Origin of the sequence: Halopelagius longus, assembly GCF_900100875.1 — an archaeon.
Taxonomy (GTDB): domain Archaea; phylum Halobacteriota; class Halobacteria; order Halobacteriales; family Haloferacaceae; genus Halopelagius; species Halopelagius longus.
This window is the reverse complement of sequence record NZ_FNKQ01000002.1, coordinates 954,833-978,394: the sequence shown is the minus strand read 5'-3', so window position 1 is coordinate 978,394 and position 23,562 is coordinate 954,833. Positions and strand designations below refer to the sequence as shown.

Here is a 23,562-nt window from a genome sequence, read left to right as displayed (position 1 = left end):
GGTAGTAGCGCTTGTTGAGGCCGTACATGTACCCCTCGCGCATCGTCTTCAGCACCGCGTAGGTGACGAAGAACGCGACGATGGGGAGGATGAACGTGAGGTCGAACAGCAGGTCAACGTTCATCGGCATCAGGTTCTTGATGGCCAGAATCGAGATGGTGAACGCGAAGACGACGCCGCCGACGCCGACGGCGGACCAGAACGGTTGCTCGACGGGGCGTCGGGCGCTCCCCTTGTTGAGGAACGGCACCATCGCGATGATGCCGACGACGACGACGTTCGCGAGCACTCCGTACGTCCGGTCGGCCGTCAGCTTCTGCCCGCCGAGGACGGCCAACTCGGGGTTCAGCGGACCCAGCTTCAACAGGCCGAACGACCAGTAGAGGTACCAGTCCGGCAGGATAATCGCCGGTGTGGAACTCGGATTCGCCGGGTTGCCGATGTGCGGCGGCATCGTGGCCGCGAGGAACAGGACGATTCCGACGAAGAAACTCGCGATAGAGAGGTTACGAATTATCTCGTGGGGCCACGTCGGAAAGCCCAACACGTCGCGTTCAACGTAGTCGGACTCCTGTCTGAGGTCCTGGTCCTCGCGGCGAGACCGCTCGAAGTACTCGTAGGTGAGTCGCGAGAGGCCGTCGCTGCGCTGTTTGCGTTCGCTCCACGTCGGCGTCTCGTCGTCGGGCGCGACGATGCCCGTGCCGTCGGTGCGAACCTGCTTTTCGTCTGCGTCGGATTCGGTGTCGCTCATTGTTTGTTGTCCTATCTTAGTGCGGTTCCGCGATGCCCTGCACCCACACGATGCCGATGTGGATGGCGATGAGCGTCGTCACGACGAACGGGAGCAGGAACACGTGGATGATGTACATCCGCTGGAGCGTCGATTGGCTCAGCGAGAAGCCGCCGAACAGAAGCTGCGCCGCCCACTCGCCGACGAGCGGGATGGACAGCGCCATCTCGACGCCGATCTGTCCGGCCCAGTACGCCAGTTGGTCCCACGGGAGCAGGTAGCCGGTGTACCCGAACACCATCGTGAGACTGATGAGGATGATGCCGATGAGCCAGTTCAGCTCGCGGGGTTCCTTGTACGCGCCGGTGAAGTACACCCGGAGCATGTGGAGGAACACCGCCGCCACCATCACCTGCGCGGACCACCGGTGGATGGACCGGAGCATGAAGCCGAACTGCAGTTCGGTCATGATGAACTCGATGGAACTGTACGCCGTCGTCGGGTCGCCCGTCGTCGCCGGGGAGTAGTAGAACCCCAAGAGCGCGCCGCTTATCGCGGCGACGACGTACGCGAGCGTCGAGAACAGACCGAGCGTGTACAGCGGGTACCAGTACCAGAACTTGTTGTCGAGGTCGTACTGCTCGGTGTGGCTCTTGGGCATCTGGAGGTTGACCCGGTAGTAGAGGGTCTCCATCATCTCCAGGTAGTCCACGATGCGGAGTCGCTTGTCCAACCAGATGAGCGTCATCAGGAACGTAGACTCGACCGGAGTCAGGTCCTTCTTCTTCATCCAGTCCTTGTGGTCGTACTCGTCTTTTCGTTCTAAGCTCATTATTTACCTCTTGTAGTACGGGTAGATGGCCCGCTTGACTTGGTCCCACGCGCCCGTACTGAACGGCACGCCGTCTACGTCCTCCTCTCTGATGTAGAGGTCCTCCCACTTGCGACGACGCTTCTTGACGATCATCACGTCCGGGAGGAACTCCTTGCGGTAGAGCGCGAGGATGAACGCGAGGTCCATGAAGATGACCGCGAGGAGACCGCCGAGGAACATGTTCCCGGTGTCGCTGAGGCCCCATCCGGAGACGAGGCCGTAACTGAACAGGAACACGAAGACCACTTCGATGATAGTGAGGAGAACGATGGCGATGGCCGCGGCGGTGCTCTCCCTCGCCGGTTCGTACCGGTGGATATCACCGTAGGTGCTGCCCGAGGAGGACATTATCCGTTCCTCCCCGTTCCGGTGTTCGCGGACTCGCCGTACTTCAGGATGTAGAACGTGAACACCACGGTGACGATGATGCCGAGTATCGTCGCCGCGCCGACCCAGTGAGCCTGAATGGGGACACCGAGTTCGTGGAGTTCCTTCTCGCCGCCCCCGCCGCTACTGGGGTTCTCGACGACGGATATCGTTCCGACCATACCCGCCGTCTCGTGGGGGTCGCAGTGGTACTCGTAGTCGCCGAGCACGTCGAACGTGGACGTGAACGAGAACCCCTCGTTCTCGATGGGTTCGTGACCCTCCCAGTTTGCGTCGTCGGGCTGGCTGTCGGGGACGACGTTGTGGTTGTCGGAGCCCCAGACGAACTCGACCGTCGTTCCGGGCGCTATCTCCAGCGCTTGGTCCGTGCCGGGCGCGAACACGAGGTCACCGCCGGGGCCGACTTCGACCGTCTTGGTCGCGCCGCCACCGCCACCGCCGCCGCTCGAGGTGCCGGTTCCGGTACCTGTCCCTTGCTCCGTTCCGGACGCGGTTCCGGTCCCGGACGCGGTGCCGGTACCGCCGGACGTCGTGGTGCCACCCTCCTCTTGGGCGGCGGTCACGCCGGCGGCGGCAGACGCCGTCGCGGCCGCGGCAGGGACGCTTGCCGCTCTCAGAAAGTCCCGCCTTTTCATACACGATTTTCTCAGGATGGAATGCGCTTAAACCCACCGACTGCCGCCGCACCGCCCGATGCCGCCGGTTCAGGCTCCCTCGGATTTACCCTCTGCGGTGGTGTCGCCGTCGTCTCCGCGACGTTCGACGCGCGGACTACTCGCCTCGTCGAACGGCAGGAAGTCGGGACGGTCCCCTTCCTCCGCGCCGACCGCCCGGAGCCGGTTTCGGTACTCCTCGGCGCGGAACCGGTCGGAGAGGCGCGCGTTGGCGACGACCAGAAACAGGAAGAAGCCGATGGCGAGGAACACGCCCGCGACGAGGGGCGCGAAGATGGTGCTCACGGTCGGAAGCGACGTACCGAACAGGCTGTTCACCGCGGGGAAGAGCATCCACACGATCAGGAGGCCGGCTCCCACGAGCATCTGCGCGCCGGCGACGACCTGTAGCATCAGGTTGCCGAACTCGCCGCTCCCCTGCGTCACGTCCACCGGCCGGGGGAGGGAGACGTCCTCCGGCGGGTCGTCGACTTCGTACTCCTCCATCGAACAGAGCGCGACGGTCGGCTTCACGTCGCGGAGAACCGTCCCCTGCCCCTCGATGCTCCCGTCGGGGTGGACGACCGCGTACCCCTCGTCAGAGTACACGAGCAGTTGCTCTCGGCCGTCCCGTTCGATGCGTTCGAGGACGGCGAACACCTCCCGGTAGGCGATTCGGCTCTTCAGTTCCCGCTCGACGCGGTCCAACAGTTCCTCGCCGGTTATCCACGTCTCGGGGTCGAACACCGCCTCCCACTCGTCGAGGGACATCTCGGCCATGTCCTCGGGGCCGAAGTCGTCGAAGTCGTACTTCTCCTCGACCTCCTCCCGCAACGCCTGCAGCGACTCCGCTTCGGGGTCCTCCGAGTCCGGAGGCTGGTCGTCAACCCGTCCGTCCTCGGCGTTACTCATTGTCTCATCTTGCGTTCCGAAGCCGCATAAGCACCCCGACGTTCCTCGAAGGCGCCTTTGCGAAAAATAATCACGCGTGCGTTGAAGAATTAATTTATTTTTTGAACGTTTGGTTCTCAGACAGGCGGGTTCCGTTTCCACTCAAGTAAAAACGCCGAACATACTCCGGCAGGACTCACAATTTGTTTATACTTCGTCACCCCATCTATACACGTTGTGAGCGATTCCACTTCGAGGAACGACGAGTCACTCGCCGACTCCCGTTCCGCCTCCGCCTCCCGCCTCGACTCGCTGTTCGACGTTCTCACCGACCAGCGTCGGCGGTTCGCCATTCGCTGTCTCATCGAGTACGACACCCCGATGACGCTGGCAGACCTCGCGGACGAAGTCGCCGTGCGGGAAGAGGAACGGCCACTCTCCGAGATTCCGGCGGAGGACGTGATGCAGGTGTATCTCTCGCTGTACCACGCACACATCCCCAAACTCGTCGACGTCGGAGTGGCGGACTACTCCCAAGAGCAGGATCTGGTCTACTTCGAGGAGTCTCAGCGAATCGAGCGAATCCTCGACGCCCTCCCGGCCGACGAGTAGGCCCGGCCACCAGAGTAAGGAGCGTTGCACGCTCACGTTTTACCCTATGAGCACCGGACCGGACGCCGTCGAAGCGTTGGGTAACCTCGGTCTGACCGAGTACGAGGCGAGGTGTTTTATCGCCCTCAACCGCGTCGAGAGAGCGACCGCAAAGGAGATAAGCGAACTGTCGGACGTTCCCCGGTCGCGAGTGTACGACACCGTCGACAAACTCCACAAGCGCGGCTTGGTGGACATCCAACAGTCCGACCCCCGGCAGTACCGGGCCGTCTCGAAGGAGCAAGCGTTCGAGAAACTGCGCACGTCGTTCGACAAGAGCGTCGAGGAGGCCGACGCGGCGTTGGAGGAAGTGGGGTCGGCGGAGACCCAAGAGGAGAAGGGCACGTGGTCGATTGCGAACGCGGAGCACGTCGAAGACCGCATCGTGGCCCTCATAGCGGACGTGGACGATCGGATTCACTACCTCGTCGCGGACGAATCGACCGTCTCCGACGATATTCTGGACGGACTGTCTGCGGCCGCCGACCGCGGGGTGACCGTCGTCGCGGAAGTCCCCACGGAGTCGCTTCGGGACCGGATCGAGGAGAACGTCCCCGATGCGGACGTTCGCGTGGCCGAGGACCTCGTCGAGACCAACAGCGTCGTCGAGAAGTGGCCGGGACAGTTGCTGATGGGCGACCAGCAGGCGGTCCTCGCAAGCGGCCTCGAAACGGGAGAGGGCCCGTGGACCAAGCGGGAGACGGCGGTGTGGACTCACGGTCACGACCACGGGTTCGCCGCGTGGATTCGGGAGTTGCTCGACGACAGATTAGTAGACTCTTAACCGCTCTCGACGTCCGAGTTCGGTCGTTCGGGGCGTCGCGGCGGAGTCGGGTCATTTAGGACGGGTCGGACTCAATCTCGGCTGATGGTATCCGAGACGGCCATCGCCACGGGCGCGGCCCTGATGGTCACCGCGAGTTTTCCCTTCTACATCTACGGCGCGTGGATAATGATAGACGCCGAGACGGTGACGTGGGGAGTTCTGACGTACCACCTGAAGTTCATCGTCCCCGGCCTCGTCCTCAACACGATTCCGGTCGTCACGTGGATGATGCCCCGCCTGTTCCGACAGTTCGGGGGACTCGCCGCCCTCCACGCGGTCCTCGGCCTGCAAGCCTACGCGTTGCTGGTGTTCGCACTCACCGGCATCGTCAGAATACTGCAGGTCAAACGCGAGGCGGACCTCTACGACGACCCGGATCAGGACGTCGACTTAGACGACCTCCACGAGAACATGGGCGCGTGGCGCGGCCGCCTCAGAATCGGCGTGTTCGGGTACGTCATCTTCTGGCTGTTCGCGTGGGTACTCGGCGTCTACCAGTACGTCACCGGGTACGTCGTCTGAGTCAGTCCCACGTCTCGCCGCTTGCGAGGTCAACGTCGTGGTCGAGTTTCGAGGAGGGACAGACGTCTTCGAGGACGCAGTCGGCGCAGTCGGGGTTGCGCGCGGTGCAGGTGGCCCGACCGTGACTGATGAACAGGTGCGTCAGTTGCTGCCAGTCCTCCTCGGGGACGACGGGCATGAGGTCCGTCTCTATCTTCTCGGGCGTCTCCTCCTCGGTGATGCCGAGTCGCCGGGAGAGACGCTGGACGTGGGTGTCCACGACGATACCCTCGACTACGTCGTGGCCGTGTTGGAGGACGACGTTCGCCGTCTTCCGACCGACGCCCTTCAGGTCGGTGAGTTCGTCCATCGTGTCCGGCACCTCGCCGCCGTGTTCGTCTCTCATCGTCTGCGCCGAACTGACGATGTAGTCGGCCTTGCTGTTGTGGTACGTGATGGAGCCGATGTCCTCGGAGAGTTCGTCGACGTCGGCCTCGGCGTAGTCCTCCACCGTCTCGTACTTCTCGAAGAGATGTTCCGTCTCCTTGTTCACCCGTTCGTCGGTGCACTGCGCCGACAGCATCACCGCTATCAGCAGTTCGAGTCTGTTCGAGAAGTTCAGCGAGATGGTCGTGTCGGGGTACTCCTCGTAGAGGCGGTCGAGTACCTCGTCGACCTGTGCCTCCCGAGAGTCGAGACGCGTGCCCATACCCTCCGGTAGCGCGGCCCCCAGTTGAGTGGTTCGGGTTCGGACGCGAAGAACTAACGTCGCCGCGCGCGGAGGCGAACGTATGGCAGAGAGTGACGCGGTGACGGGGCGGTTCGGGTCGCAAGCGTGGCGCGCGGGCGCGGCGACGGGCGTCGGCTACCTCCTCGTCCTCGCCGCGATGTTTCTCGTCCTATTCGTCGTCCCGTACCTCGTCTTCGGCGCGCTATAGCGGCCGCTCGGCGGTCGAAAAAACGGAAAAGTCGGTCGGAGTGCTGTGCGGTTAGGCGAACGCTCGGGAGACGGCGTCTTCCTCGTCGGCCTCGGCCTGAATCTTCTCCCACGCTTCCACGAAGTCCGTCATGTAGATCTCCGTGCGGTCGTCGCGGATGGCGAACATGCCGGCCTCGGTGCAGACGGCTTTGATGTCGGCACCGGAGGCGTCGGAGGCCATCTCGGCGAGGGCCTCGAAGTCCACGTCGTCGGCGACGTTCATGTTGCGCGTGTGGATCTTGAAGATGATGGAGCGGCCCTCCTCGTTCGGCTTGGGCACCTCGATGAGGCGGTCGAACCGACCGGGGCGGAGAATCGCGGGGTCGAGCATGTCGAAGCGGTTCGTCGCCGCGATGATGCGGATCTCGCCGCGTTCGTCGAAGCCGTCCATCTCCGAGAGCAGTTGCATCATCGTGCGCTGAACCTCGGCGTCGCCGGACGTCTTCGAGTCCGTCCGCTTGGAGGCGATGGCGTCTATCTCGTCGATGAAGATGACGGCGGGTTCGTTCTCGCGGGCGACCTCGAAGAGGTCGCGGACGAGCTTCGCACCCTCGCCGATGAACTTGTGAACGAGTTCCGACCCGGCCATCTTGATGAACGAGGCGTCGGTCTGGTTGGCGACGGCCTTCGCGAGCATCGTCTTCCCGGTGCCCGGCGGGCCGTAGAGGAGAACGCCGGACGGCGGGTCGATGCCGACCTGCTCGAACATCTCGGGGCGTTCGAGCGGCATCTCGACGGTCTCGCGAACTTCCTGCATCTGCTCTTCGAGGCCGCCGATGTCCTCGTAACTCACGTCGGGGCTGTGTTCCACCTGCATGACGCGCGCCCGGACGTCGGTTTCGTTGTCCAGGCGCTTGACGATAGAGAGGGAGTTGTTGACCGCGACGCGCGAATCCGGTTCGAGCTCTTCGCGCATCTCGTCGGTTACTTCGGTGACCGCCTCCTGATTGTTGCCGTGTTGCTTGATGATGACGCCCTCGTCCGTTATCTCTTGGACGGTGGCGACGAACAGCGGCGACTGCTTGAGTTTCTTGTTCTCGTGCGTGAGGCGTTCGAGTTTCTGCTGGAACTTGTTGTTTTCCGCGTTGGCGTCCAGCAGCTTGTCCCGCATCTCTTCGTTCTGAGATTCGAGAATTTCGAGGCGCTCTTGGAGAGCCTTAATTTTCTCCTGCTGCGACGCCGTCTCCTCATCGTACGGGAGTTCGACGTCGTCCACAGTATCGGTCATCACCAGCCGTAGGGGACGGGTTCATAAGAGGCTTCGGGTAGCCCTAACGCTCTCGCCGGGGCGAACGTCGTTTCCGCCGTTTCGTTCGGGCTAGCGTTCAATCGTTTAATATTCGCTTAGGTAATATTTCTATACAGCAAATATTATTAGGCCACATCTCCGAGTAGGACGTAGAATGAGCACCACCGAGGCAGTCGCCGCAGACGAAGGCACCTCCGACCGATGGGACCCGATACGGGAGATGCCCCCGAGCGCGAAACTCGTGGCGAAGGTTCTCGACTACAACGAGACCATGACGCAGAGCCAACTCGCCGAGGAGACGCTTCTGCCGCCGCGGACTGTCCGGTACGCCCTCTCTCGACTGGAGGACGCCGACGCCGTCGACTCCCGCTTTTCCTTCTCCGACGCGCGAAAGCGTCTCTACACGCTGAACATTTAAGTCAGATAACGGGACCATTCGTCCCGTGACGCAGACGCCCGCACGCGAGACGACCGCCGACGAGTCCGGTTTCGACGCCGTCGCGTCCGACTCCGCGACGGCCGACTCCGACCCGAACGGGGAGGTTCGAGACGCCCTCCGAGAGTTGGCCGAGGGAACCGCACCTCGACGGGAGGCGGAGTACGAAGCGACCATCGCCGACGCCGTAGCGTGCTTGCCGTGTGTGCGCGACGCCGCGGCGTTCGTCGCCGAGGGGAACGTCGATGCCCTCGCGCGCGCCGTAGGGGACGCCCGCGCCGCGGGCGACGAGGCGGCGGTCGAACGCGGCCGTCGCGCCCTCGCGGTCCTCCGGCGACTCCGGTCTGCGGCCCGAACCGACGCCGAGAGCGGAGACGCCGACCAGTTTCGCTCCGGTCACGGAACGGTTTTACCGGGCGCTGGCCAACCTCGGGACAGATGACACGGGTGATACACACCGGCGACACCCACATCGGGTACCAGCAGTACCACTCGCCGGAACGCCGCCGCGACTTTCTCGACGCCTTCGAGCAAGTGGTCGAAGACGCCGTCTCGGAGGACGTAGACGCCGTCGTCCACGCGGGCGACCTGTTCCACGACAGGCGGCCGGAACTCCGCGACTTGCTCGGGACGCTCTCCGCTCTCCGCCGCTTAGAGGAGGCGGACGTACCGTTCTTGGCCATCGTCGGCAACCACGAGTCGACGCGGGGCGGCCAGTGGTTGGACCTCTTCGAGAACCTCGGACTCGCGGAACGACTCGGACGCGAACCCCGCGTGGTCGGCGACACCGCCTTCTACGGACTCGACCACGTGCCGGAGTCGCGCCGCGACGACCTGACGTACGACTTCGAACCGCACGACGCCGCCCACGCCGCCCTCGTCGCGCACGGACTGTTCACCCCCTTCGCGCACGCGAACTGGGAGACGGAGACGGTCCTCGCGGAGTCGAACGTCGCGTTCGACGCCGTCTTGCTGGGCGACAACCACGCGCCGGGCGTCGAGGAGGTGCGGGACACGTGGGTCACCTACTGCGGGTCCACGGAACGGGCGAGTACGAGCGAAGAACCCGGACGCGGATACAACATCGTCGCCTTCGACGGCGAGGTGGACATCCGCCGGAAGTCGCTCGACACCCGGCCGTTTCGGTTCGTCTCGGTCGAACTCAAGGAGGGCGAGGGCGTCGAACGCGTCCGCGAACAGGTCCGCCAACACGACTTGACGGACGCCGTCGTCGTCGTCGAGGTGACGGGCGAGGGCGAACCCGTCACACCCGCCTCGATAGAGGAGTTCGCCGCCGAACGCGGCGCGCTAATCGCCCGCGTGACGGACCGGCGCGAACTCGAAACGGAGTCGTCGCTCGACGTCACGTTCGCCGACCCCGACGACGCGGTTCGAGAACGGGTATCGGACCTCGGCCTCTCGACGGCCGCCCGCGACGTAGACGAGACGATTCGCGCGAGCAAGACGCCCGACTCGAAGGTGCGCGAGGAGGTCAGGTCCCGCGTCGCCTCCCTGATGGACGACGGCGACCTGTCGGCGTTCGAGTCGGCCGAACCGTCGTCGGACGCGGGCGAGGGCGACGGTTCGGAGGCGGGTTCCGAGACGGACGCGGACGACCCGAGTGAGGGCGACGAGACGGCGGACGCCGTTTCCGCCGAAGAATCCCCCCCGGACGAGGTGGCCGTCGAAACCCCGGCCGCCGCCGAAGACGGCCGCGCGGCGACGGTCGGTGCGGACGCCGACGCCGACGCGACTGCGGATACCGATATGAGTGCGGACGCCGACGCGGAAACCGACACGGACGCGGACCCGGCCGCGGACGGAGAGGCGGGGCCGGACGCGGAGTCCGAGACGGAACGAGACGCGACGGAACCGGACGCGGAGACGAACGGGCAGTTCACGATGGAGGACTTCTAGATGCGCTTCGACCGAATCAAACTGCGGAACTTCAAGCCGTACGACGACACCGACCTGCAGTTGGCCGACGGCGTCACGGTCATCCACGGGTTGAACGGGAGCGGGAAGTCCTCGCTCTTGGAGGCGTGTTTCTTCGCCCTCTACGGCGCGCACGCCCTCGACGAGAATCTCGGCGACGTCATGACGACAGGCGAGGACGAGACGGAGATCGAACTGTGGTTCACCCACGACGGCGAGGAGTACCACGTCGAACGCCGTCTGCGCCGGTCCGGCGACCGGGTGCAGACCGCGACGTGCACGCTCGACGGCCCCGGCGTCGAGGCGGACGGCGCGCGCGACGTACGTTCGTTCGTCACCTCCTTGCTTCGGATGGACGCGGAGGCGTTCGTCAACTGCGCGTACGTCCGGCAGGGCGAGGTGAACAAGCTCATCAACGCGACGCCGGCCCAACGGCAGGATATGATAGACGACCTCCTCCAACTCGGGAAGCTGGAGGAGTACCGCGAACGCGCCGGGCAGGCGCGCCTCGGCATCGAGGACGTCCTCGGCGAGAAGCGCGGCGCGCTCTCGAAGCTGGACTCCCAGATCGAGGCCAAAGAGGAGGCCGGACTCCACGACCGACTGAACGAGTTGGAGACGGAGCTGTCGGAAGTCGAATCCGAAATCGAGCGTTTCGAGGAGAACCGCGAACGCGCCCGCGAGACGTACGAGGAGAACGACCGCATCCTCTCGGAGTACGAGGAACGGCGCGAGAAGCTCGATTCGCTCGAATCCGACATCGAGGACCTCCGGGAGTCCATCGCGGCCGACGAACGGACCCGAGAGGACCTGCGCGAGGACGTGCGAGACGCCACCGAGCGCATCGAGACGCTGGAGTCGAAGATAGAGGAGCGACGCGAGGCCGCCGGACTGGACGCCGCCGACGGGGAGGCGGTCGAGACCCGCCGCGACGAATTGCGCGCGCGCGAAGACGAGGTACGCGAGGAGTTGACCGAGACGCGGAAGCGGGAGACGATGCTCTCGAATCAGGCAGAGAAGCTGGCGGAACGAGCCGAGGAGTTCGACTCGCGCGCCGCGGAGAAACGGAGTCGGGCCGAGGAACTCGACGCCGAGGCCGAGGAGGCCGGCGCCGAACTCGAAGACCGGGAGTCGAACCTCGACGAACTGGAGTCGGAACTCGACGACCTCTCGACCCGGTTCGACGACGCCCCCGTCTCGGTCGGCGAGGCGGCGGACCACAGGGAGTCGGTTCGGGAGGAGCTCGACGCCGTGCGCGACGACGTGGCGGACGCGAAGGCCGAACTGGAGTCGGTCCGCGAACGACTCGCCGACGCCGAGGAACTGCTGGACGCCGGGAAGTGCCCCGAGTGCGGCCAACCCGTCGAGGACTCCCCGCACGTGGACTCCGTCGAGGAGTACGAGGATCGAATCGAGGAGTTAGAGGCGGAACTGGAAACCCTCCGCGAACGCAGGGAGTCGCTCCGGGACCGGGTCGAGGCGGCCGAACGCCTCGTGGAGACGGAGAACCGCATCGAGGAGCTCCGCCGCAACCGGGAGCTGTTCGAGGAGCGCATCGCCGACGCGCGCGAGAAAGTGGAGTCGAAGCGCGAAGAGGCCGAGTCGAAGCGCGAACGCGCCGAGGAACTCGACGCCGAGGCCGAGGAGAAACGCGAGGCGGCGGAGACGCAGGCGGAGGCCGCCGCCGAGGTCGGAGAGACGGTGTCGGAGCTGGAATCGGAGTTGGACGAAATCGACGCCGAACGGGAGCGACTCGACGCGGTGGAGGACCTCCGGGAGCGGCGGTCCGACGCCGAGGAACGGGTCGAACGCCTCCGCGAACGCCGCGAGGACATCGCCGACCGGAACGACGAACGCCGGGAGTTCCTCGCCGAGAAGCGAGAGCGCCGGCGCGAACTCGCGGAGAAGGTCGACGAGGAGAAGGTCGCGGAGGCGGAGCAGAAACGGGACGACGCCGAGGAGTATCTGGAGAAAGTCGAGGTGAAACTGGAGGAACTGCGCGAGACGCGCGACGGCCTGCAGAACGACATCGGCGGCGTCAAGGGCGAACTGAAGCAGTTGGAGGAACTGCGCGAGGACCGCGCGGAGTTGGCCGAACGCGTCGACGCCCTCGAATCGCTCCACGAGGAGACCGAGGAGTTAGAGGCGATGTACGGCGACCTCCGGGCCGAACTTCGCCGCCGGAACGTCGAGAGCCTCGAACGCATGCTGAACGAGACGTTCGACCTCGTCTACGGCAACGACGCCTACTCGCGCATCCGCCTCGACGGCGAGTACGAACTTACCGTCTTCCAGAAGGACGGCACCGCACTCGACCCCGAACAGTTATCGGGCGGCGAACGCGCCCTGTTCAACCTCTCGCTTCGGTGCGCCATCTACCGACTGCTCGCCGAGGGTATCGAGGGGGCCGCGCCGATGCCGCCTCTCATCCTCGACGAACCGACGGTGTTCCTCGACTCGGGGCACGTCTCGCGCCTCGTGGACCTCGTCGGGGAGATGCGCGGACTGGGCGTCCGCCAGATAATCATCGTCAGCCACGACGACGAACTCGTCGGGGCCGCGGACGAACTCGTCACCGTCGAGAAGAACCCGACGACGAACCGGTCGTCCGTCCGCCACGAGGACGCCGCCGACCTCGCGGCCGCCGCCTCACTCGCCGACGACTGAACGGCCGCCGTCCCGCCTCGAATCGCTCACTCCTCTTCTCTCTCGGCTTCGGTCGTCTTGGCCTCGGTCGTCTCCCCGTCGAACCTGCGCCGCCCGCCGTCGTCGCCGGTCGTTCCCGGACCGTCCGCCGTCGAACGGAGGCGGGACACGGCGTCCCGCGCCGTCTCCGTCGCGTCGTACCCCCGTTCGCCGTGGACGCGCGTTTCCGTCAGGAGGTCGGCGGCGCGGAGTTCTCCGAGGAGGCCGTGGAGGTCGGACTCACAGAGGTCGTAGGCGTCGAGGAGTTCAACGACCGAGAGCGGACCGCGGTCTGTGACTTCCACGAGGAGTCCGAGCGAGCGGTCGTCGTGCGTCGCACTCAGGACGCGCCGGACGGAGTCGGGAACCGCGCCGGCGGCGGTGACCAGCGGAGACACCCCCTCGAACGTGAGTTCGTCGTTCGAGCGGTACTGCTCCGTGCCGGTCTCGGGATCCCGAACGCGGCTGGACTCGCCGGACCGTTTCACGAGGAGGTAGCGCTTCCCGGCGTCGTCACGAACCGTCTGCATGGTCGAACGGAGGGGCGACCCGCGGAAAGGGGTTCCGCCCGGCGCTCGTCGTCCGTCGGCGGCGACGGCAACGTTTCTGCCGGCGAGTCGGCGGCGTCCGAGTCACCCCGAGTTGCGTCGCGAGTGCTCGGAGACGGAGCCCGGCGGTGCGGAAAAAGGCGTCCGTCGGAGTCGCGTCCCTAGCGAGTGCGACCCCGACGGGAGTTCACAGACAGTCTTTCAGTTCGTACGTCTCCGACGTTTCGACCCACGCGAGCGGATTCTGGGGATCGTAGAAGACCACCCCGCCGTCCACCTCGTAGGACTCGACGCCGCCGAGTCCGTTCGTCTCGCCGGACCGCGCCGCGGCGGCCTGCGACCGATTCGTCCGCTCGGAATCTGCGTGGTCGGCCATCGTTCTAACCCATGGTATGTCATGCCACGGTATATGTTTTGCGTCTAGACGACTCGTCGGCTCGGTTCAGGTATTCGGGCGCTTCGGGCCGTATACTCCTCGCTTTCGGCCATCGGTGGCCGCTCGGCGCGCGTCTCCTCCGGGCGCGCGCGCCGCCGCGCCCGTCGGTCGACTCCGACCGTCGTCCGGCGAAAAGCCGAGGTTTTTAGCCCGTAACGTCGAAGGAACGCGCATGAAACAGGCAGGGCTCACGGACGACTTCGGCGGGGGTGGGACCGACGCCGACGACGGCGACGCGCGCCCCGACGAGGAGGCCGCGTGGGTCGCGGGCGAGACGGGCCAACACGTCTCGGAGGTCATCGACGCCGAGGACATCAAGTTCCCCGACCACGACGACGAGACGGTCGAACTCGCGGTCACGCAGGTCGACTACACCGTCGAAGGCTCCGGTCGCACCGAGTACCCCGTCGTCCACGTCTTCGGTCGCACGCCGGAGAACGAGACCAAGCACGTCCGGGTACTCGGCTTCGAACCGTACTTCTACGCGCCCACGGAGACGCTCTCGGACGACAAACTCGACAAGAGCGTCATCACGCGGACCGAAGAGGGGTACGAGAGCATCCGCGGCGAAGAACTCACGAAAATCTGCACTCGGACGCCCCGCGACGTGGGGCAGATACGCGACGAGTTCGAGCACTTCGAGGCGGACATCCTCTTCCCGAACCGCCTCCTCATCGACAAGGACATCCGAAGCGGCGTCCGCGTCCCCGCGCGGGAACTCGACGACGGGACGATTCAGGTTCCGCACGACGAGGTAGAACCCGCCGACGTCGACGCCGACCTGCGGGTGAACACGTTCGACATCGAGGTGGACGACCGGTCGGGGTTCCCCGAGGAGGGCGAAGAGCCCATCGTCTGTCTCACCTCCCACGACAACTACCGCGACGAGTACATCGCGTGGTTGTACAACGCGCCGGAGGCGGGCGACGGCGTCGAGTCCCCGACTGGCCTCGGCGACTACGAACCCCTCCAAGACGACACCGACGTGGAGATACGCGCGTACGACCGCGAGGACGAGATGCTCCACGAGTTCGTCGCGTACATCGAGGAGACCGACCCCGACGTGCTGACGGGGTGGAACTTCGAGGACTTCGACATGCCGTACTTCCTCGACCGGATGGAGGCGGTGGACCCTACTTCAGACTACGACCTCGACCCGGACCGACTCTCCCGCCTCGGCGAGGTGTGGCGAAGCGGGTGGGGCGGCCCCGACGTGAAGGGCCGCGTCGTCTTCGACCTGCTGTACGCCTACAAGCGCACGCAGTTCACCGAACTGGAGTCGTACCGCTTGGACGCGGTGGGCGAACTCGAACTCGACGTGGGGAAGGAACGGTACTCCGGCAGCATCGGCGACCTGTGGGAACAGGACCCCCAGCGACTGTTAGAGTACAACGTTCGCGACGTGGAACTCTGCGTCGAGATAGACCGCAAACAGGAGATAATCGCCTTCTGGGACGAGGTGCGGACGTTCGTCGGCTGTAAACTCGAAGACGCGCCGACGCCGGGCGACACCGTCGACATCTACGTCCTGCACAAGGTCCACGGCGAGTTCGCCCTCCCCTCGAAGGGGCAACAGGAGTCCGAAGAGTACGAGGGCGGGGCCGTCTTCGACCCCATCACGGGCGTCAAGGAGAACGTCACGGTCCTCGACCTGAAGTCGCTGTACCCGATGTGCATGGTGACCATCAACGCGTCGCCGGAGACGAAGGTCGACCCCGAGTCGTACGACGGCGAGACGTTCCGCGCGCCCAACGGAACGCACTTCCGGAAGGAACCGGACGGCATCATCCGGGAGATGGTGGACGAACTCCTCGCGGAACGCGAGGAGAAGAAACGCCGCCGCAACGACCACGACCCCGACTCCTCGGCGTACGAGCAGTTCGACCGCCAGCAGGCGGCGGTGAAGGTCATCATGAACTCGCTGTACGGCGTCCTCGGGTGGGACCGCTTCCGCCTGTACGACAAGGAGATGGGCGCGGCGGTGACCGCCACCGGCCGCGAGGTCATCAACTTCACCGACAGGAAGGCCGACGAGATGGGCTACGAAGTCGCCTACGGCGACACCGACTCCGTGATGCTCGAACTCGGTCCGGGCGTCTCGAAGGAGGAGGCCATAGAGCAGTCCTTCGAGATAGAGGAGCGAATCAACGGCGCCTACGACGACTTCGCCAGCGAGGAACTCGGCGCGGAGGAGCACCGCTTCCAGATCGAGTTCGAGAAACTCTACCGCCGGTTCTTCCAAGCGGGCAAGAAGAAACGCTACGCGGGTCACATCGTCTGGAAGGAGGGCAAGGACGTAGACGACATCGACATCACCGGCTTCGAGTACAAGCGCTCCGACATCGCCCCCATCACGAAGGAGGTTCAAAAGCGGGTCATCGAGATGATCGTCTACGGCGAGGACAACGACGTCATCAAAGACTACGTCCACGACGTCATCGAGGACTTCCAGAAGGGGAACTTACCGCTGGACGAGGTGGGCATCCCCGGCGGCATCGGGAAACGCCTCGAAGCGTACGACACCGCGACGGCGCAGGTTCGCGGCGCCCAGTACGCGAATCTGCTCCTCGGGACGAACTTCGACCGCGGGTCGAAGCCGAAGCGTCTGTACCTCCGGAAGGTCCACCCCTCCTTCTTCAGGGAGATGGAGTCCGAAGGGCGGTTCGACCCGCAGGCGGACGACCTGTACAAGGAGTTCAAGCGCGACCCGGACGTCATCTGCTTCGAGTACGAGGACCAAGTCCCCGAGGAGTTCGAGGTGGACTGGGACAAGATGCTCGACAAGACGCTGAAGGGACCCATCGCGCGCATCATCGAAGCGCTCGGGATGTCGTGGGACGAAGTGAAGTCCGGCCAGCAACAGACCGGTCTCGGAAGCTTCACGTGACGACGCAGAGCGTGTGAGACGGCCGACGAGCGGACTTCTTCCCGGTCCGTAACGCCCGAGACGAACGACTCCGCTCTCGCGTTCGCTTTCCCGAAACGCAAATTAATTTTCTCTCGGACAAAGCGTCTGCTGTGAATCCGTAAGCATTATGGGTCGCACTAGCCCACGTTTCAGTACGAGGCAACGAGACAACAATGGCAACACTGGAAATCAAGAACCTCCACGCGCGCGTCGCGGAGGAGGACGGCGAGCAAATCCTTCGTGGTGTCGACCTTGAAGTCAACTCCGGCGAGATCCACGCACTCATGGGTCCCAACGGGTCCGGGAAGTCGACGACCGCGAAGATCATCGCGGGTCACCCGGCCTACGAGGTGACCGAGGGCGAGATTCTTCTCCATCTCAGCGAAGACGAGTTCGGCGAGGACTTCGATATCCCCGAGGACAAACAGACGTGGAGTCTCCTCGAACTGGAACCGAACGAGCGCGCGGCGCTCGGTATCTTCCTCGGCTTCCAGTACCCCGCCGAAATCGAGGGCGTCACGATGACGAACTTCCTGCGGACGGCGCTCAACGCGAAGATAGAGGAGCGCGAGGAGCTGTTCGAGGACGAAGACGAGGCCGAAGCGGAAGAAGAAGAAGACGAGGGCTACGAGACGTCCCCGATGGAAGGCCCCGCGGACGAGGGCGAAGTCGGCGTCGCGGAGTTCCAGCAGATCCTGAAAGAGAAGATGGAACTGCTCGACATGGACGAGAAGTTCATGCAGCGGTACCTCAACGCGGGCTTCTCCGGCGGCGAGAAGAAGCAGAACGAGGTGCTTCAGGCCGCCATCCTCGAACCGTCGCTGGCGGTCCTCGACGAGATCGACTCCGGTCTCGACATCGACCGCCTGCAGGACGTCTCGAAGGGCATCAACGCCCTCCGCGACGAGCAGGGCACCGGCATCCTGCAGATCACCCACTACCAGCGCATCCTCGACTACGTCGAACCCGACCACGTCCACATCATGCTGGACGGCGAAGTCGTGAAATCCGGCGGCGCTGACCTCGCAGAGCAGCTCGAAGACAAGGGGTACGACTGGGTCCGCGAGGAAGTGTACGGGACAGCCTGATAAGGCCAGACACCAAGGTACTACTAAGAATATGAGTTCAGATCAAGACCACCTAAAAGAGACTGACACCGAGGCTCGATTCGAGTTCAAGAAGGAGCAGAAGTCCTCCTTCCAAGCCGAGAAGGGTCTCACGGAGGAGACCATCAGGGTCATCTCCGAGGACAAAGACGAGCCCGAGTGGATGCTGCAGCGGCGCCTCCGCGCGCTGAAGCAGTTCCAGGAGATGCCGATGCCGACCGGCTGGCCCGGCCAGCCCGACCTCTCGGAAGTCGACGTAAACGAGATCGTCCCCTACATCCGACCGGACGTCGAGACGCGCGGGAGCGTCGACGACTGGACGGACCTGCCGGACGAGATCAAGGACACCTTCGACAAGCTCGGCATCCCGGAAGCGGAGAAGAACGCCCTCTCCGGCGTCGGCGCTCAGTACGAATCCGAAGTCGTCTACCAGAACATGCAGGAGCGCTGGGAGGAGAAGGGCGTCATCTTCATGAACATGGACGAGGCGGTGCAGGAGCACCCCGACATCGTCAAGGAGTACTTCATGACGAAGTGCGTCCCGCCGAGCGACAACAAGTTCGCCGCGCTCCACGGCGCCATCTGGTCCGGCGGGTCGTTCGTCTACGTCCCCGAGGACACCACGGTCGACATGCCCGTTCAGGCGTACTTCCGCATGAACTCCGAGGGCATGGGCCAGTTCGAGCACACCCTCATCGTCGCAGAGGAAGGCTCGGAGGTCCACTACATCGAGGGCTGTTCGGCCCCGAAGTACTCGGCGTTCAACCTCCACTCCGGCGGCGTCGAGGTGTTCGTCGGCGAGGACGCTCACGTCCAGTACTCGACCGTCCAGAACTGGTCGAAGAACACGTACAACCTCAACACCAAGCGCGCCATCGTCGAGAAGGGCGGCCGCATGGAGTGGATTTCGGGCTCGATGGGCTCGAAGGCCACCATGCTCTACCCCGCGTCCATCCTGAAGGGTCGCGGCGCCTCCGACAACCACATCACCATCGCCTTCGCGGGCGAGGGCCAGAACATCGACACCGGCGCGAAGGTGTACCACAACGCCCCCGAGACGAAGTCGACCATCGAGTCGAAGTCCATCTCGAAGGACGGCGGCCGCACGAACTACCGCGGCCTCGTCCACATCAGCGATGGCGCGCGCAACTCCTCGACCGCAGTGGAGTGCGACGCGCTGATGTTCGACAACGAGTCCACCTCGGACACGATGCCGTACATGGAGATCAACGAGAGTCAGGTAGACGTCGCCCACGAGGCGACCGTCGGCAAGATCGGCGACGAGGACGTGTTCTACCTCCAGTCGCGCGGTCTGGACGACGACGACGCGAAGCAGATGATCGTCTCGGGCTTCATCGAGCCCATCACGGAGGAACTGCCCATCGAGTACGCGGTCGAACTCAACCGCTTGGTCGAACTGGAGATGGAGGGTAGTCTCGGATAACATGAGCACGCAGCTACCAGCGAACCTCTCGGAGGAGACGGTTCGGACGATTTCGGAGGAACGCGACGAGCCCGAGTGGCTCCTCGAGACTCGACTCGAAGCGCTGTCGGCGCTCGAAGACGTCGCTCTGCCGGACGTCATCCAGACGCCCGGTCGGCGGTGGACGAACCTCGAAGCGCTCGACTTCGAGCAGCTCGTCGACCCGCTGAACCAGTCTGACACGACCGACCGCGTCACCGCGGAGGGCGTCGAAGTCCTCCCGTTCACGGAGGCGCTCTCGGAGTACGGCGACCTCATCGAGGAGAAATTCGGCTCCATCATCGAGCCGGATGAGAACTACCTCACGGCGCTGTCGGCGGCGCTTTTCACCACGGGCACGTTCATCTACGTCCCCGAGGACGTCGACGCCGAGGACGTGAAGATCCGCGCCGAGATGAACTCCCAGTCGCTGTTCAGCCACACGCTCGTGGTCACCGAGGAGTCGTCCTCGGTGACGATTCTGGAGAGCATCGAGAGCGGGACCGAAGCGGACGGGAACCGCTACTTCAGCAACCTCGTGGAGATAGACGCGGGCGAGAACTCGTACGTCCAGTACGGCTCGCTCCAGAACCTCGACGACGAGGCGTACAACTACACGCTGAAGCGCGGCACGACCGACACGTACGCGACGCTGAACTGGATCGAGGGCAACATCGGCTCTCGCCTGACGCGGAGCGACATCGAGACGAACCTCGACGGCGACTCCTCGGAGACGAAGATCGTCGGCGCGTTCTTCGGTCACGAAGACCAGCACTTGGACGTGAACGCGCGCGTCTGGCACAACGCCGAACACACGACGGCGGACCTCGTGACCCGCGGCGTCCTCGACGACGAGGCGCGGTCGGTGTACGAGGGCGTCCAGGACGTCGGCCGCGACGCGTGGGACACGAACTCCTACCAGCGCGAGAACACGCTGATGCTCTCCGACGAGAGCGAGGCCGACGCGTCCCCGAAGCTCATCATCCACAACCACGACACCGAAGCGAGTCACTCCGCGACGGTCGGTCAGGTGGACAAAGAGGACCTCTTCTACATGGTCTCTCGGGCGCTCCCCGACCGGCAGGCTCGCAACATGCTCGTGGAAGGCTTCTTCGTGCCCGTCCTCGAAGAGATAGACGTCGACGAGTTCCGAGATGACCTGCGCGAACTCATCGCGGCGCGCCTGCGGTAGGTAGGCCCGTCGCTTTTCCCTCTCTTTCCCTTTCTCTCGGACACCGAGCGACCGTGCCGCGTCGCGCGGCCCGGACGACCCACCCGACGGAGAGCGAGGGAACCGCTTAAGTCCGTCACACGCGGAGCAAAAGGTATGACCGACAGGGTATCGCACGCGAACGGAGGGTGTGGGGCGTGAGCGTCGGCCACCGGGTGACTTCGGACCACCAACTCGCTCGCCTCCTCCAGATCGGCGTGGTACTCGAGGAAGTCGTCGAGGCCCGCGCGTACCACCACTACCAATCGCTCGCCGACGAGGACAGAGCGCTCGACGAGGAGTTAGAGGAGCTTCTCGAACACGCCGCAGAGGAGTCCGCGGAACACCGCGAGCGTCTGGCGTCCATCGTGGACGAACTCGACGCCGAGAGCATCCCCTTCGAGGACATCGAAACGCTCGTCGAAGCGCAGTACGGGAAGACGAAGCCCGAGGACTTCGACGGCGTCCTCTACGACCAACTGTGTAACGAGGAGACCGCCTACAAGTTCTACGACGACCTCATCGGAGCGATTCGAGCGAGCGACGCGCAGTTCACCGTCGACCGAGACCGCCTCATCTCCATCCTCACGGAGATACGAGAGGAGGAGGCCGACGGCGTCGAGACGGTGACCAAGATAATGGAGCAGCGCGAATGAGCGCGAACAGACACCGACACCGAGACGGAGGGAAACGATGAACACCGCAGACCAGTACGTCAAGGCAATCTACCTACTGCAAGAGATGGAGGACGGCCCGGCGGCGACCGGCGCACTCGCGGACATGCTCGACGTCAGTCCCGCCAGCGCAAACGAGATGATCGGGAAACTGGAGGACCGCGGACTCGCCGAACACGAGAAGTACAAGGGCGTACAGCTCACGGACGAGGGAATCGTCCGCGCGCGAGACGCCCTCCAGACGTACTGCATCATCGAACGGTTCCTCGCGAACGTCCTCGACGTGGAGGCGTTCCGCGCGGAGGCCCGGGAACTGGAACCCGTCATCGACGGGACGGTGGCGGAGCGACTGGACACCATCATCGACCGGCACGGCGAGTGTCCGGACTGTTTCGACGCCGAGACGGACGCGTGCGAGTATCTGGAACTCCCGGAAGCCGAAGAGAAACCCGCGGACTGATTCACCGCGAGCAAACAGATATCCGAGGCTGCAAGTGCCACCTACGGTTAAGGGAATCCAGTTCTTGCGTTCGACTATGGATGGGACAGCGACTATCGGTCGTCTCCTCCGTTTCGCGGGACTGGGGCCCAGAGACGGGGTGGGGACGACGACCGACGAGTATACGTACGTGTGTCTCGGATGCGGTGTCTCGTACGACGTAGAGTACCACGTCTGTCCGAACTGCGGCGGGTTCTCCGTCGAACACGAACTCGACGCCGACCCGGACCTCGCGATAGACTGACCTCCTCGCAGTCGTTCGAACCCGATGGGTTTTCAAAGGCGGACCGACGAGTGAGTACTGAGAAGTCCCGTGGTGTAGTGGCCAATCATAATGGCCTTTGGAGCCATTGACGGCGGTTCGAATCCGCCCGGGACTACTTTCTGCGAGTCTCAGCGAGCAGTAAGAGTCGTTACTCGGATTCGAGACCCAGAAGACGAGAGAATTCGAGCCGTCGCGGTTCGAATCCGCCCGGTAGTTCCCGAATTACTCGGTGGACGCCGGTCCCGAGAGGAGACGGAACGCGTACCGGCGAACACGGAACGACGGGTGGTGACCTGTCTCGAAGTTCAACTGTCCGCATCCGACACTTGATCGAACTCGACGAAATGACGGTCTCCGTATCTCTCCCGGTGAGATTCTACGATATCTAGCGCCTCAGACAGTGATTCGGCAGATGTGCTGAAATCACAAGAAACGCAACGGAGGTCATACATGACTGTCCTCTATGGAGAGGTGTCCCCTAATGTCAGTACCTACTCATTTTGGTCCAAACGTGTACATCGGGGTCCACTATCGAGAGCCGGAGGGCTCATATCGACTGCCGTGACATTCGGTTCTTCGGTTGTTGGGCGGCGAGAACTCTCTTCGTGGTAGACAGTCTCCACTCGCCCAATTATGTTAGGTGCATACTTTTCGTGGGTAGAGAACGATCGTAGAGATAGAATGGCAGTCAAACAAGACGGCGCTTCGTCCGACCGACCGCTTCGTAACTATCTCGCCGTCCTGGAAGACGAACACCGACGAGCCGTAGTCAGAGTCCTCGCGGAAGAGGACGCCTCCGTGAGCCTCTCGATACTGGCAGAGCGCGTCGCCGTGGAGGCCGGAAACGCATCGTTCGACGCCCCCACGCCGTCGGAACTCGAACGACTGAAGATCAAACTGCACCACGCCCACCTGCCGAAGTTAGACGAGGCCGGCGTTCTCGACTACTCCCCCGAAGCCCGTCTCGCGGTTCCGACCGACGAGACGGATTCGGCACAGCGCGCCGCAGAGACGCTCATCGACGCCTAATCTCACCTCTGATTTTCGAGTGCTCTGCGACCGTATCGTCGAACGTCGCGACTGCGATGTCGGAGTGAATCGCGAAGACATGTGGACTATGTTTTCGGTTACGCTGACGGCCATCGAGAGTCGGAACGTCGTTCAAATTGATTAGTTATAATTGACAGTATTCTTCATTTCTGTAAGTGAATTACGGGATATCGAGGTGAATACCGAAGTGTTTAGCCACGGTTCCTTTCCCAACGAAACACCGTTCTCCGTAGAGATGAAAGAGACGGAGGCGTTTCGAGTGCTCGGCAGCGCTGACCGTCAGATTCTGCTTCACGAGCTCGTACGCGCCGATGAGGGGATGGCCGAAGAAGAGCTCGCTCGCCGGGTCGCCGCCCGCAGACATCGCACCTCGCCGGACTCCCTCGGCGAGGAGGATATCGAACGCGCCCACATCCGATTAGCCCACTTTCACTTCCCTCTGTTACGCGACTTGAGAATCATAGAGCAGAACGAAGACGAGGTGTGCCTCACCGAGAGCGAACGGAGGGACCAACTGCTCGAAGCGGCGGCGGAGTTAGACGAGTGGCCCTATGCGCTCCCCTACAGCTCCCGTCCGCGCGGTTCCGAATAGGACGCCGGTTTCCGC

General features: G+C 63.9%; 26 protein-coding genes, 1 tRNA gene and 1 pseudogene. 19 read left to right on the top strand and 9 right to left on the bottom strand.

The window, feature by feature from the left end:
* The 5 genes from BLS11_RS10655 to BLS11_RS10635 form a co-directional block, all read right to left on the bottom strand.
* Positions 1-751: cytochrome b family protein (locus BLS11_RS10655; RefSeq protein WP_092537124.1), on the bottom strand; the 751-nt coding region annotated here is incomplete at its 3' end.
* A gap of 16 nt (positions 752-767) precedes the next feature.
* Positions 768-1,562 (bottom strand): cytochrome b, encoded by a 795-nt coding sequence (locus tag BLS11_RS10650; protein WP_092537121.1) that lies wholly within the window; start codon positions 1,560-1,562, stop codon positions 768-770.
* A gap of 3 nt (positions 1,563-1,565) precedes the next feature.
* Positions 1,566-1,952: a DUF7318 family protein gene (locus tag BLS11_RS10645; RefSeq protein ID WP_092537118.1), complete on the bottom strand. Its 387-nt coding sequence runs from the start codon at positions 1,950-1,952 to the stop codon at positions 1,566-1,568.
* Positions 1,952-2,626, bottom strand: a complete 675-nt coding sequence (locus BLS11_RS10640) for a plastocyanin/azurin family copper-binding protein (RefSeq protein WP_092537115.1) — start codon at positions 2,624-2,626, stop codon at positions 1,952-1,954. Before BLS11_RS10640 ends, BLS11_RS10645 begins: the two co-directional genes overlap by 1 nt.
* A 69-nt stretch (positions 2,627-2,695) precedes the next feature.
* Positions 2,696-3,556, bottom strand: coding sequence for a DUF7319 domain-containing protein (locus tag BLS11_RS10635; protein WP_217629000.1), 861 nt, complete (start codon positions 3,554-3,556; stop codon positions 2,696-2,698).
* A gap of 216 nt (positions 3,557-3,772) precedes the next feature.
* On the opposite strand from BLS11_RS10635, the gene BLS11_RS10630 reads away from it, so the two are divergent.
* The 3 genes from BLS11_RS10630 (at position 3,773) to BLS11_RS10620 (ending at position 5,534) form a co-directional block, all read left to right on the top strand.
* Complete coding sequence (locus BLS11_RS10630; RefSeq protein WP_217628999.1) at positions 3,773-4,147, top strand: DUF7344 domain-containing protein; 375 nt, start codon at positions 3,773-3,775, stop codon at positions 4,145-4,147.
* A 46-nt stretch (positions 4,148-4,193) separates the two neighbouring features.
* Positions 4,194-4,970 (top strand): TrmB family transcriptional regulator, encoded by a 777-nt coding sequence (locus BLS11_RS10625; protein WP_092537112.1) that lies wholly within the window; start codon positions 4,194-4,196, stop codon positions 4,968-4,970.
* Between the two features lie 84 nt (positions 4,971-5,054).
* Positions 5,055-5,534 carry a DUF7321 family protein gene (locus BLS11_RS10620; RefSeq protein ID WP_092537109.1) on the top strand — a complete coding sequence of 160 codons (480 nt, stop codon included), beginning with the start codon at positions 5,055-5,057 and terminating at the stop codon, positions 5,532-5,534.
* Position 5,535: 1 nt separating this feature from the next.
* On the opposite strand, the gene nth is transcribed toward BLS11_RS10620, so the two are convergent.
* The gene (gene nth / locus BLS11_RS10615) at positions 5,536-6,222 is read right to left on the bottom strand and encodes an endonuclease III (RefSeq protein WP_092537106.1); all 687 of its coding nucleotides are present in this window, start codon (positions 6,220-6,222) and stop codon (positions 5,536-5,538) included.
* Between the two features lie 82 nt (positions 6,223-6,304).
* Here nth and BLS11_RS19415 point away from each other — a divergent pair, with 82 nt between their 5' ends.
* Positions 6,305-6,451, top strand: a complete 147-nt coding sequence (locus BLS11_RS19415) for a hypothetical protein (RefSeq protein ID WP_175454390.1) — start codon at positions 6,305-6,307, stop codon at positions 6,449-6,451.
* A 51-nt stretch (positions 6,452-6,502) separates the two neighbouring features.
* Here BLS11_RS19415 and pan1 read toward each other — a convergent pair whose 3' ends face one another.
* Positions 6,503-7,720, bottom strand: coding sequence for a proteasome-activating nucleotidase Pan1 (pan1, locus tag BLS11_RS10610; protein ID WP_092537103.1), 1,218 nt, complete (start codon positions 7,718-7,720; stop codon positions 6,503-6,505).
* Between the two features lie 175 nt (positions 7,721-7,895).
* Between pan1 and BLS11_RS10605 the strand changes: the two genes are divergently transcribed.
* The 4 genes from BLS11_RS10605 to rad50 are packed head-to-tail and all read left to right on the top strand — an operon-like array spanning position 7,896 to position 12,779.
* The gene (locus BLS11_RS10605; protein WP_092537100.1) at positions 7,896-8,159 is read left to right on the top strand and encodes a MarR family transcriptional regulator; all 264 of its coding nucleotides are present in this window, start codon (positions 7,896-7,898) and stop codon (positions 8,157-8,159) included.
* Between the two features lie 25 nt (positions 8,160-8,184).
* The gene (locus tag BLS11_RS19410; protein WP_175454427.1) at positions 8,185-8,619 is read left to right on the top strand and encodes a DUF7966 family protein; all 435 of its coding nucleotides are present in this window, start codon (positions 8,185-8,187) and stop codon (positions 8,617-8,619) included.
* Positions 8,616-10,094 carry a DNA double-strand break repair protein Mre11 gene (mre11, locus tag BLS11_RS10595; RefSeq protein ID WP_092537097.1) on the top strand — a complete coding sequence of 493 codons (1,479 nt, stop codon included), beginning with the start codon at positions 8,616-8,618 and terminating at the stop codon, positions 10,092-10,094. The genes BLS11_RS19410 and mre11 overlap by 4 nt, the downstream gene beginning before the upstream one ends.
* Positions 10,095-12,779, top strand: a complete 2,685-nt coding sequence (gene rad50, locus BLS11_RS10590; RefSeq protein WP_092537094.1) for a DNA double-strand break repair ATPase Rad50 — start codon at positions 10,095-10,097, stop codon at positions 12,777-12,779.
* A 26-nt stretch (positions 12,780-12,805) separates the two neighbouring features.
* Here the strand turns inward: rad50 and BLS11_RS10585 are convergent, their stop codons facing one another.
* Positions 12,806-13,327 (bottom strand): DUF7346 family protein, encoded by a 522-nt coding sequence (locus tag BLS11_RS10585; RefSeq protein WP_245698847.1) that lies wholly within the window; start codon positions 13,325-13,327, stop codon positions 12,806-12,808.
* A gap of 205 nt (positions 13,328-13,532) precedes the next feature.
* Positions 13,533-13,721, bottom strand: coding sequence for a DUF7331 family protein (locus tag BLS11_RS10580; protein ID WP_092537091.1), 189 nt, complete (start codon positions 13,719-13,721; stop codon positions 13,533-13,535).
* A gap of 232 nt (positions 13,722-13,953) precedes the next feature.
* Here BLS11_RS10580 and BLS11_RS10575 point away from each other — a divergent pair, with 232 nt between their 5' ends.
* From BLS11_RS10575 to BLS11_RS19620, 11 genes and pseudogenes are all read left to right on the top strand, one after another.
* On the top strand, positions 13,954-16,668 hold the full coding sequence (locus tag BLS11_RS10575) for a DNA-directed DNA polymerase (protein WP_092537088.1): 2,715 nt from the start codon (positions 13,954-13,956) through the stop codon (positions 16,666-16,668).
* A gap of 194 nt (positions 16,669-16,862) precedes the next feature.
* Positions 16,863-17,777 (top strand): ABC transporter ATP-binding protein, encoded by a 915-nt coding sequence (locus BLS11_RS10570; protein ID WP_092537085.1) that lies wholly within the window; start codon positions 16,863-16,865, stop codon positions 17,775-17,777.
* A gap of 31 nt (positions 17,778-17,808) precedes the next feature.
* Positions 17,809-19,239, top strand: coding sequence for a Fe-S cluster assembly protein SufB (sufB, locus tag BLS11_RS10565; RefSeq protein WP_092537082.1), 1,431 nt, complete (start codon positions 17,809-17,811; stop codon positions 19,237-19,239).
* Between the two features lies 1 nt (position 19,240).
* Entirely contained in the window at positions 19,241-20,449 is a 1,209-nt protein-coding gene (sufD, locus tag BLS11_RS10560) for a Fe-S cluster assembly protein SufD (RefSeq protein WP_092537079.1), read from the top strand.
* A gap of 176 nt (positions 20,450-20,625) precedes the next feature.
* A complete protein-coding gene (locus tag BLS11_RS10555; RefSeq protein ID WP_092537270.1) occupies positions 20,626-21,123 on the top strand; it encodes a rubrerythrin in 498 nt (165 codons plus the stop codon).
* 37 nt (positions 21,124-21,160) lie between these two features.
* Positions 21,161-21,601 (top strand): metal-dependent transcriptional regulator, encoded by a 441-nt coding sequence (locus BLS11_RS10550; RefSeq protein ID WP_092537076.1) that lies wholly within the window; start codon positions 21,161-21,163, stop codon positions 21,599-21,601.
* A gap of 76 nt (positions 21,602-21,677) precedes the next feature.
* Positions 21,678-21,884 (top strand): hypothetical protein, encoded by a 207-nt coding sequence (locus BLS11_RS19065; protein WP_139172793.1) that lies wholly within the window; start codon positions 21,678-21,680, stop codon positions 21,882-21,884.
* Between the two features lie 63 nt (positions 21,885-21,947).
* Positions 21,948-22,020, top strand: a tRNA-Gln gene (locus tag BLS11_RS10545).
* Between the two features lie 566 nt (positions 22,021-22,586).
* Positions 22,587-22,934 (top strand): DUF7344 domain-containing protein, encoded by a 348-nt coding sequence (locus BLS11_RS10540; protein WP_092537073.1) that lies wholly within the window; start codon positions 22,587-22,589, stop codon positions 22,932-22,934.
* A gap of 256 nt (positions 22,935-23,190) precedes the next feature.
* Positions 23,191-23,376 (top strand): annotated as a pseudogene (locus BLS11_RS20080) (DUF7344 domain-containing protein); the annotation flags it as partial.
* Between the two features lie 30 nt (positions 23,377-23,406).
* Positions 23,407-23,547, top strand: a complete 141-nt coding sequence (locus BLS11_RS19620; protein WP_217628997.1) for a hypothetical protein — start codon at positions 23,407-23,409, stop codon at positions 23,545-23,547.
* The last annotated feature ends 15 nt before the right edge of the window (positions 23,548-23,562 follow it).

Bases quoted from the DNA above. Each gene is read 5' to 3' on its own strand.
- BLS11_RS10640 (WP_092537115.1), bottom strand. From the start codon at position 2,626: ATGAAAAGGCGGGACTTTCTGAGAGCGGCAAGCGTCCCTGCCGCGGCC.
- BLS11_RS10620 (WP_092537109.1), top strand. From the start codon at position 5,055: ATGGTATCCGAGACGGCCATCGCCACGGGCGCGGCCCTGATGGTCACC.
- BLS11_RS19065 (WP_139172793.1), top strand. From the start codon at position 21,678: ATGGATGGGACAGCGACTATCGGTCGTCTCCTCCGTTTCGCGGGACTG.
- nth (WP_092537106.1), bottom strand. From the start codon at position 6,222: ATGGGCACGCGTCTCGACTCTCGGGAGGCACAGGTCGACGAGGTACTC.
- BLS11_RS10585 (WP_245698847.1), bottom strand. From the start codon at position 13,327: ATGCAGACGGTTCGTGACGACGCCGGGAAGCGCTACCTCCTCGTGAAA.
- BLS11_RS10580 (WP_092537091.1), bottom strand. From the start codon at position 13,721: ATGGCCGACCACGCAGATTCCGAGCGGACGAATCGGTCGCAGGCCGCC.
- BLS11_RS10605 (WP_092537100.1), top strand. From the start codon at position 7,896: ATGAGCACCACCGAGGCAGTCGCCGCAGACGAAGGCACCTCCGACCGA.
- BLS11_RS19415 (WP_175454390.1), top strand. From the start codon at position 6,305: ATGGCAGAGAGTGACGCGGTGACGGGGCGGTTCGGGTCGCAAGCGTGG.
- sufD (WP_092537079.1), top strand. From the start codon at position 19,241: ATGAGCACGCAGCTACCAGCGAACCTCTCGGAGGAGACGGTTCGGACG.
- sufB (WP_092537082.1), top strand. From the start codon at position 17,809: ATGAGTTCAGATCAAGACCACCTAAAAGAGACTGACACCGAGGCTCGA.
- BLS11_RS10575 (WP_092537088.1), top strand. From the start codon at position 13,954: ATGAAACAGGCAGGGCTCACGGACGACTTCGGCGGGGGTGGGACCGAC.
- BLS11_RS10540 (WP_092537073.1), top strand. From the start codon at position 22,587: ATGGCAGTCAAACAAGACGGCGCTTCGTCCGACCGACCGCTTCGTAAC.
- BLS11_RS10650 (WP_092537121.1), bottom strand. From the start codon at position 1,562: ATGAGCTTAGAACGAAAAGACGAGTACGACCACAAGGACTGGATGAAG.
- mre11 (WP_092537097.1), top strand. From the start codon at position 8,616: ATGACACGGGTGATACACACCGGCGACACCCACATCGGGTACCAGCAG.
- BLS11_RS10635 (WP_217629000.1), bottom strand. From the start codon at position 3,556: ATGAGTAACGCCGAGGACGGACGGGTTGACGACCAGCCTCCGGACTCG.
- rad50 (WP_092537094.1), top strand. From the start codon at position 10,095: ATGCGCTTCGACCGAATCAAACTGCGGAACTTCAAGCCGTACGACGAC.
- pan1 (WP_092537103.1), bottom strand. From the start codon at position 7,720: ATGACCGATACTGTGGACGACGTCGAACTCCCGTACGATGAGGAGACG.
- BLS11_RS10550 (WP_092537076.1), top strand. From the start codon at position 21,161: ATGAACACCGCAGACCAGTACGTCAAGGCAATCTACCTACTGCAAGAG.
- BLS11_RS10570 (WP_092537085.1), top strand. From the start codon at position 16,863: ATGGCAACACTGGAAATCAAGAACCTCCACGCGCGCGTCGCGGAGGAG.
- BLS11_RS10645 (WP_092537118.1), bottom strand. From the start codon at position 1,952: ATGTCCTCCTCGGGCAGCACCTACGGTGATATCCACCGGTACGAACCG.
- BLS11_RS10625 (WP_092537112.1), top strand. From the start codon at position 4,194: ATGAGCACCGGACCGGACGCCGTCGAAGCGTTGGGTAACCTCGGTCTG.